The organism is Streptomyces sp. PKA51 (assembly GCF_057552455.1).
Map to the genome: position 1 here is coordinate 1 of NZ_BAAJPZ010000044.1, position 8,127 is coordinate 8,127.

General features: G+C 73.0%; 7 protein-coding genes. 4 read left to right on the top strand and 3 right to left on the bottom strand.

Features of this window, described 5'->3' with window-relative positions; genetic code table 11:
- Positions 1–57 precede the first annotated feature (57 nt).
- Positions 58–927, top strand: coding sequence for an RNA polymerase sigma factor SigJ (gene sigJ, locus AC27L3_RS29360; protein WP_487237091.1), 870 nt, complete (start codon positions 58–60; stop codon positions 925–927).
- A gap of 44 nt (positions 928–971) precedes the next feature.
- Positions 972–2,171, top strand: a complete 1,200-nt coding sequence (locus tag AC27L3_RS29365) for an NAD(P)/FAD-dependent oxidoreductase (RefSeq protein ID WP_487237092.1) — start codon at positions 972–974, stop codon at positions 2,169–2,171.
- Positions 2,172–2,422: 251 nt separating this feature from the next.
- Here AC27L3_RS29365 and AC27L3_RS29370 read toward each other — a convergent pair whose 3' ends face one another.
- Positions 2,423–3,934 carry a SulP family inorganic anion transporter gene (locus AC27L3_RS29370; RefSeq protein ID WP_487237093.1) on the bottom strand — a complete coding sequence of 504 codons (1,512 nt, stop codon included), beginning with the start codon at positions 3,932–3,934 and terminating at the stop codon, positions 2,423–2,425.
- Between the two features lie 403 nt (positions 3,935–4,337).
- On the opposite strand from AC27L3_RS29370, the gene proC reads away from it, so the two are divergent.
- Positions 4,338–5,147, top strand: coding sequence for a pyrroline-5-carboxylate reductase (proC, locus tag AC27L3_RS29375; protein WP_487237094.1), 810 nt, complete (start codon positions 4,338–4,340; stop codon positions 5,145–5,147).
- 3 nt (positions 5,148–5,150) lie between these two features.
- On the opposite strand, the gene AC27L3_RS29380 is transcribed toward proC, so the two are convergent.
- The gene (locus tag AC27L3_RS29380) at positions 5,151–5,741 is read right to left on the bottom strand and encodes a cysteine hydrolase family protein (protein ID WP_487237095.1); all 591 of its coding nucleotides are present in this window, start codon (positions 5,739–5,741) and stop codon (positions 5,151–5,153) included.
- A gap of 86 nt (positions 5,742–5,827) precedes the next feature.
- Here AC27L3_RS29380 and AC27L3_RS29385 point away from each other — a divergent pair, with 86 nt between their 5' ends.
- Positions 5,828–6,808 (top strand): GlxA family transcriptional regulator, encoded by a 981-nt coding sequence (locus tag AC27L3_RS29385; RefSeq protein ID WP_487237096.1) that lies wholly within the window; start codon positions 5,828–5,830, stop codon positions 6,806–6,808.
- Positions 6,809–6,858: 50 nt separating this feature from the next.
- Here the strand turns inward: AC27L3_RS29385 and trpS are convergent, their stop codons facing one another.
- Positions 6,859–7,866, bottom strand: a complete 1,008-nt coding sequence (trpS, locus tag AC27L3_RS29390) for a tryptophan--tRNA ligase (RefSeq protein WP_487237097.1) — start codon at positions 7,864–7,866, stop codon at positions 6,859–6,861.
- Positions 7,867–8,127: the final 261 nt, after the last annotated feature.

The following is an 8,127-nucleotide window of genomic DNA, read 5'->3' on the forward strand; positions in this document are numbered from 1 at the left end:
TCCTTTTAGCCGCGGACTCCTGGTCAAAGACCAGGGGTCCGCGGCATTTTTGTTTTCATGGCTTCCCTTGAAGAGTTCCAGGCCCACCGCCGGCGGCTGTGGGCCGTCGCCTACCGCCTCACCGGATCCGTCGCCGACGCGGACGACGCCGTGCAGGAGGCGTGGTTGCGCTGGCAGCGGCTGCCCGACGACGTGGCCGACGACCCGGGCTCGTACCTGACCACGGTCGTCAGCCGTATCTGCCTCGACCTGTTCACTTCCGCCCGTGCCCGGCGCGAGACGTACGCCGGGCCCTGGCTGCCCGAGCCCGTGGTGACCGACGAGCCCGGGCCCGAGGAGCAGGCCGCCCTCGACGAATCGGTCGGCATGGCCCTGCTGTTCGTGCTCGAGCGGCTCACGCCGGCCGAGCGGACGGCTCTCGTTCTGCACGACGTCTTCTCCGTGCCGTTCCAGGAGATCGCCGAGGTCGTCGACCGTTCTCCTGAAGCCGTCCGGCAATTGGCGTCCCGCGCGCGAAAGCGCGTCCGGTCCGAGGCCCCGCGGCAGACGGTCGACCGGGGCGAGCACCGCCGGACGGTCGAGGCCTTCCTGGCCGCGGTCGTGGGCGGGGAGCTCGCCGACCTGATGGAAGTGCTCGACCCCGAGGTCGTCTGGCGGTCCGACGGCGGTGGGAGGATCACTGCGGCGCGGTTGCCGGTCGTCGGCCGGGAGAAGGTGGCCCGCTACGTCGCGAACGTGGTCCGGATCTACGCGCCCGACTCGATGCGGATGCTGCTGCGGGAGGTCAACGGCGCACCCGGCGCCGTCTTTCTGACCGGGGACGGCGAGCCGTTGGGGGCCTTGGCCTTCACCGTCCACGACGGGCGGATCACGGACGTCGGTGCCGTCGTCAATCCCGACAAGCTGTCCCACCTTCAGGGGATGTGACCCGGGGCACGCCACATTTCGCGCGGCCGCCTCGTCCCCTGTGTATGAAGACGAATTCTCACGCCGCTTCCTCTTCCCCCGCCCCCCGCGTCGTCGTGCTCGGCGGCGGCTACGCGGGGCTGGTGGCGGCCCTGCGGCTGGCGCCGGCCGCCCGGGTCACGCTGGTCGACCCGGGCGACGGCTTCACCGAACGCGTCCGCCTCCACCAGCTGGCCGCCGGCCGGGCAGGTGTCACCCACCCCTACTCCGATCTCCTGCGCGGCACCGGCATCGAGCACGTTGCCGCCCGCGCCGCCGGTCTCGACCTCCGGGCGCGCAGCGTCCGGACGGACGACGGGCGCGTCCTGTCGTACGACCGGCTCGTCTACGCGCTCGGCAGCGTCACGGACACCTCGGGCGTCGAAGACGCCGGCAGCGCGGAGATCACCGCTCGCACCGCTCGCACCGGGCAGCGGGTCCACACAGCCGAGTCGGCCGGGGCACTGCACCAGCGGCTGATCGGGGCACCGGGCCGCATCTCGGTGGTCGGTGGCGGGTTGACCGGCATCGAGCTGGCCGCCGAGATAGCCGAGGCGCACCCCGCGTGGGAGGTGCGGTTGCTGACGTCGGGCATCGTCGGGGCCGGCCTCTCGGCGCGGGGGCGGGCGCACGTGTACGAGGTGCTGCGCGGCCTGGGCGTACGGGTCGCGGAGGGCCGTCGGGTGGTGTCGGCCGGTGAGGTGGATGCGGACGCGGTGGTGTGGGCGGCCGCGATGCGCCCGGTGACGGGGCTCGCCGCCCGGGCGGGTCTGGCCCTGGACGAGGCCGGGCGGATCGCGATCGACGGCACCGCTCGCTCGGTGACCGATCCCGCCGTCTACGCGGCGGGGGATGCGGCGGGGACGGGCCTACGGATGGCGTGTGCGGTGTCCCTGCCCATGGGCCTGTACGTGGCGGCGTCCGTCCGAGCGGACCTTCAGGACCGTCGCGGTCAACTGCGGCCGTTCCGCTATGCGTTCGTGGGGCAGTGCATCAGCCTCGGCCGGCGCGACGGGCTGTTGCAGCTGGTCCGTTCCGACGACTCGCCGCGGTCGACGGTGCTGACCGGGCGGCCGGCCGCCTTCGTCAAGGAGAGGGTCGTGCGCGGGACGGTGTTCGCCCTGCGGGCGGCTGCGGCCGGGGCGCGTCGCGGTGGCCCGGTGACGGCCCCCGGAGCCGACGTCTCCGCGGCCGCGGCCGCCCCGGCAGGGGCGGCCGGCCGCTAGGGTGCCCCGTCTGCGGGCGCGTTGTGGCTTGTCGCGCAGTTCCCCGCGCCCCTACGGGGCGCCGTGAGCTGGTGCAGTGCCCCGTCAGGGGCGCGGGGCGGTATCGATCTGCGGCTGCCGCCGCGTGGGCGCGATCGGCCACCGACGGCCCGCAGTCGACACACCACCCCTAGGCCCGGGCGAAGCACGGCACCGCGCGGCGGCAGCCGCACATCGACAACGCGCCGCGGCGAGGATCCGCCGGGCAGGCCCTAGTGGGCCATCACCCGGCCCGTCGCTTCGTCGTCGCCGTTCTGCGCGTTGCGTGCGGCCCAGGTGACCAGTGCCGTGTGGACGGCCCGGTCCATGTGGCGCAGTCCGGTGAGGTCGAGTTCGATGCGGTGGGTGGCGTCCTGCCGGAGCGCGTCGAGGTCGTCGAGCAGTTTGGGCAGGCGCAGAAAGTTGGCGTTGCCGATGACGCGGGCGCGGACGACGCCGGACGGCGAGGTCGTGGCCTCGACGTGGACGTGGGAGGTCTCCCAGGCGGCTTTGCAGACGGCGAGGACGAGTCCGATGGCGACGCCCTCGAAGAGGTTGGTGACGACGATGGCGACGGCGGTGGTGGCGAGGATGGCGACCTCGCCGCGGTGCTCGCGCCACAGCGGTCCCAGTTCGCGTCCCGGCAGGAGCTTCCAGCCGGCGTGCACCAGGACGCCGGCGAGCGCGGCCACGGGGACGAGTTCGAGGGCCCAGGGCAGGAGGGTGGCGAAGAGCAGGAGCCAGACGCCGTGCAGGACACGCGAGGCCTTCGTCCGTGCGCCGGCGTGGACGTTGGCGGAGCTGCGGACGATGACGGCGGTCATGGGCAGGGCACCGAGCACACCGCAGACGGTGTTCCCGGCGCCCTGGGCGATGAGTTCCTTGTTGTAGTCGGTGCGGGAGCGCTGGTGGAGCCGGTCGACGGCGGCCGCGCTGAAGAGCGTCTCGGCGGAGGCGATCAGGGCGAAGGTCAGGACGGTGCCGAGCACTCCGAATTCCGTCAGGCGGGTGAATTCGCCGCCGCCCGGTGGCTGGATCGCGTCGATCAGTCCGCGCACCCGGATCCGGTCGACGGGCAGCTCCAGCAGGGCCACCGTGGTGGTGGCGAGCGCGACGCCCGCCAAGGGGGCGGGGACGACGTGGGCGGCGCCGCGCCAGCGCGGCCACACGGCCAGGACGGCCACCGTGCCGGCGCCGACGGCGACCGCGGCCAGCGCGTCCGGGGAGGCGACGGTGTTGGTGAACAGCGTGACGAGCCCGCCCAGCTTCTCCAGCGCCCCGGCCGGTGCGTCGGCGTCGGCGAGCGCATAGAGCTGCCCGGCGATCAGGACGATGCCGATGCCGGCGAGCATGCCCTGGACGACGGCGACCGAGATGGCGCGAAACCAGCGCCCGAGCTTGAGCAGCCCCATGGCCAGCTGGAGCAGCCCGGCGGTGAGCACCAGGACGCCGAGCGCCCGGAGCCCGTACGCGCGCACTGCTTCGTAGACCAGCACCGTCAGGCCGGCCGCCGGGCCGCTGACCTGCATGCTGCTGCCCGGCAGCAGGCCGGTGAGGAGACCGCCGACGACGCCGGTGACCAGGCCCAGCTCCGCGGGCACACCGGAGGCGGCGGCGATGCCGACGGACAGGGGCACGGCGATGAGGAAGACGACCAGTGACGCGGCGAAGTCCGCGCGCAGGTCGGCCCAGGGGCCGAGGCGGTGGATGACGGTGCGGACATGGCGGAAGAGGGTCTTCTGCATGAGGACTGCCTCCAGCGCGCTCGGGGCGCGCGCAGCGAAACGACGGGGATCGTTGCCGACGGGTGGAAGAGAAGTGACGGAGGAGTCGAGGGGGCGCACGCCCGGCGTCCGCACGACGGGCCCTGGGCCGCCGCTGCGCATGCCGTTAATCACTTGACCATATTTTGGCCAAGTCCCGGACCGATTCGGCCAGTTGGTTTGTAACCACGGTGTAAACACCGGGGCGGGAAACAGGAACGTCCGCATCCTGTCGCCCCGGCGGACGACCAAGACGTGGACCGCGCCCCCGCCGGGCCACGCGGAATGCGAGGATCCTCTAGAGCGAGAAGGTCCTCCACAAGACGACGAAGAAGCTTCCCGCAGGACCGTAAGCAAGCCCCGCGCAGCGAAGAGGTGAGCCCCCGTGCCCCAGACAGTCGCCGTCCTCGGCACCGGAAAGATCGGTGAGGCACTGCTCAGCGGCATGATCCGCGCCGGCTGGTCGGCGGACGGCCTGATGTGCACCGCCCGCCGCCCCGAACGCGCCGAGGCGCTGCGCGCCCGCTACGGCGTCGAGGTGGTCAGCAACATCGAGGCCGCCAAGGCCGCCGACACCCTCATCCTGGCCGTCAAGCCCCAGGACATGACCACCCTCCTTGACGAACTCGCCCCGCACCTGCCGGCCGACCGGCTCGTCATCAGCGCCGCGGCCGGCATCCCCACGACCCTCTTCGAGGACCGGCTCCCCGCCGGCACCCCGGTCGTGCGCGTCATGCCGAACACCCCCGTCCTCGTCGACGAGGGCATGTCGGTCATCTCCGGGGGCTCCCACGCCACGGAGGAACACCTCCGGCGCGCCGAGGCGATCTTCAAGCCCGTCGGCAAGACGCTGCGCGTGCCCGAGTCCCAGCAGGACGCCGCGACCGCCCTCTCCGGCTCCGGGCCCGCGTACTTCTACTTCCTCGTCGAGGCCATGACCGACGCCGGCATCCTGCTCGGCCTGCCCCGCGACAAGGCCCACGACCTCATCGTCCAGGCCGCCATCGGCGCGGCGGTCATGCTGCGCGACAGCGGCGAGCACCCCGTGAAGCTCCGCGAGGCGGTCACCTCACCGGCCGGTACGACGATCAACGCGATCCGCGAGCTGGAGAAGCACGGGGTGCGCCATGCGCTGATCGCCGCGCTGGAGGCTGCGCGGGACCGGAGCCGGGAGCTGGCCTCCGGCAACGGGTGACGCTCAGCCGAGCAGCTCCGCCGTACGGACCACGCGGGCGAAGCCGCCCGCGTGGAGGTTGACCGCCGTGGCGCGGGCCAGGGCGTCGGCCGTCAGGGACTCGCCGTCCGGGCCCACCGCGTCGAACGTGTGCGTGGCGTCGATCGGGACGATCACGTCGTAGCCCAGGTTGCCGCCCATGCGGGCCGTCGTGTCGACGCACCAGTTCGTCATGATGCCCGCCACCACGATCTGCCGGATGCCGGCCGCGTCCAGCCAGGCCCGCAGGTCCGGGGTGCCGATGAAGGCCGAGTTCACCGTCTTGGTCAACAGCAGCTCCGGGCCCGCCCCCTTGCCGCGCCGCTGCTCGACGAAGTCCTGGAAGTCATTGCCCTCCTGCCCCGGCCGCAGCGGCGAGTCCGGCTTCGGCGAGTCGTGCCGTACGAAGACCACCGGCCGGCCCGCCGCCTGCCAGGCGTCGATCAGGGCGGCGAGGTTCTCCTCGGCCGCGGGGTTGTTGCGGGGCGGGAAGGCGGGGTCGTGCCAGCCCTTCTGCACGTCGATGACGACGAGGGCGGAGTTCTGAGCGATCGGGCTGACCTGTGCGATGTCCATGCCCATGATCCTGCTGGCGCCGGCAGGCCGCCGACAGTGGCAGCACTGACCACCTCCGATGAATTCCTGCCACCCCTACTGGCAGGATGATCACCGTGCAGCCGCCCCAACGCATCGCCCTCGTCGCCTTTCCGCGCATCCGCGCCTTCGACGTCGCCGTCATCGCCGAGGTCTGGGGCGTCGACCGCACCGACCGCGGCGCCCCGCCCTTCGAACTGCGCCGCTGCGCCCCCGACCGGGCGCCCGTGCAGATGCCCGGCGGGCTCGTCCTCGCCCCCGACCGCGACCTCGACTGGCTCGGCACCGCCGACCTGGTGGTCGTCCCCGGCGTCGACGACCACCTGGCCCCCGTACCGCCGCCCGTCCTGGAGGCACTGCGCAGCGCCCACGCCGCCGGGACACCGGTCGCCGCGCTGTGCGGCGGAGCGTTCGTCCTCGCCCAGGCGGGCCTGCTCGACGGCCGCCGAGCCGTCACCCACTGGAACCTCACCCCTCTCCTGGCCGCCACCCACCCCGGGCTCCAGGTCGTCCCGGACGCCCTCTTCGTCGAGGACGACGGCATCTGGACCGCGGCCGGAGTCGCCGCCGGCATCGACCTGTGCCTGCACCTCGTCCGTACGGCACACGGCGCCGAGGCGGCGGCGACCATCGCCCGCGCCATGGTCACCGCCCCCTTCCGCACCGGCACCCAGGCCCAGTTCATCGAGCACCCCGCCCCCGCCCCGGACGACCGCGACCCCTCCGGCGCCCTGGCCGCCGTACGCGAACGGGCCCTGCGACAGCTCTGCGAACCCCTGACCGTCGCCGACATGGCCGCCTGGGCCGGCATGTCACCGCGCTCCTTCGCCCGCCACTTCACCGCCGGCACGGGCAGGACCCCCATCCAATGGCTGCTCGACCAGCGCATCGCCGCCGCCCAGCAGCTCCTGGAACGCACCGGCCTGCCCATGCCGGAGATCGCCCGCCGCTGCGGCTTCGGCAGCGAGGTCACCATGCGCCAGCACTTCGCCGCCCGCCTGGCCACCAGCCCCCGCGACTACCGGCGCGCCTTCCGCGCGGCGGGCTGAGGGACCGGCGGGCCGGCCGGCGCGGACCAAGCGGAGTACGGCCCGCCGGCTCAGCCGACGGGCGGCAGCAGGCCGATCGCCCGGTACGCCGTGTCGACCCGCGGCCGGGCGAGCGCCCGCGCCCGCTCGGCACCCGCCCGCAGCACCTCGTCCACGTACTCCGGATCCGCGCACAGCTCCGCATGCCGCTCCCGTAGCGGCCGCAGCAGCTCCACGACCGCGTCCGCCACGTCCTTCTTCAGCGCACCGTACGAGCTGTAGCCCGCGGCCAGCTCCTCCGGTTTCCCGTCACCACCCCGGCAGGCGGCGAGGATCTCCAGCAGATTCGCGACGCCGGGCTGCGCCTCGCGGTCGTAGCGGACCTCATTACCGCTGTCCGTCACGGCCCGCATGATCTTCTTGCGCACGACGTCCGCCTCGTCGAGCAGATAGACGATGCCGGACGTCTCCGCGTGCGACTTGCCCATCTTCGACAGGGGGTCCTGCAGGTCCATCACGCGAGCCGCCACGGGAGGAAGCACCGCCCGGGGAACGGTGAAGGTGGCCCCGTACCGCTGGTTGAAGCGCACGGCCAGGTCCCGGGTGAGCTCCACGTGCTGCGCCTGGTCGTCCCCCACGGGAACCTCGTCCGTCCCGTACGCCAGGATGTCCGCGGCCATCAGCGCGGGGTACGTCAGCAGGGACAGCCGTACGCTCCCGCCGGTGGCCCGCTCCCGCGCGGACTTCTCCTTGTACTGGATCATCCGCCGCATCTCGCCGTCCGTGGCCGTGCACTCCAGGAGATAGGCCAGGCGGGTGTGCTCGTCGACGTGACTCTGTACGAAGAGGGTGCACAGGTCCGGCCGTAGTCCGGCCGCGAGGAACAGCGTCGCCGCCTGCCGGCTGAGCCGGCGCACCCGTGCCGGGTCGTGCTCGACGGTCAGCGCGTGCAGGTCCACCACGCAGAAGAGCGCCTCGGCACGGTGCTGGTCGACCTCGACCCACCGCTGGACGGCGCCGAGGTAGTTGCCCAGGGTGAGGTGGCCGGTGGGCTTGATGCCGCTGAAGATCCTTGCCATCGGTTCGCTGTCTCCTCCGAGGTGGGGACCACCGCCCGGACAGCAAAAACGGCCGCCGAGGCGGCGGCCGTTGGATGCGTACGCGCAGCATGCGCAGGGGGCGGGCCGCCGGTCAGGCGGGCCACCACAGCTGCACGAGCGCGAGCGTCGTCATGCCCCGGACCCTACGCGCGGGAAACCCCTTGCGCCACCGGTTTGATGGGGCGTACGGGAGCGTGTAGAGTTCTTCGAGTTGCCACGGCGCCCGCAAGGACGACGAGG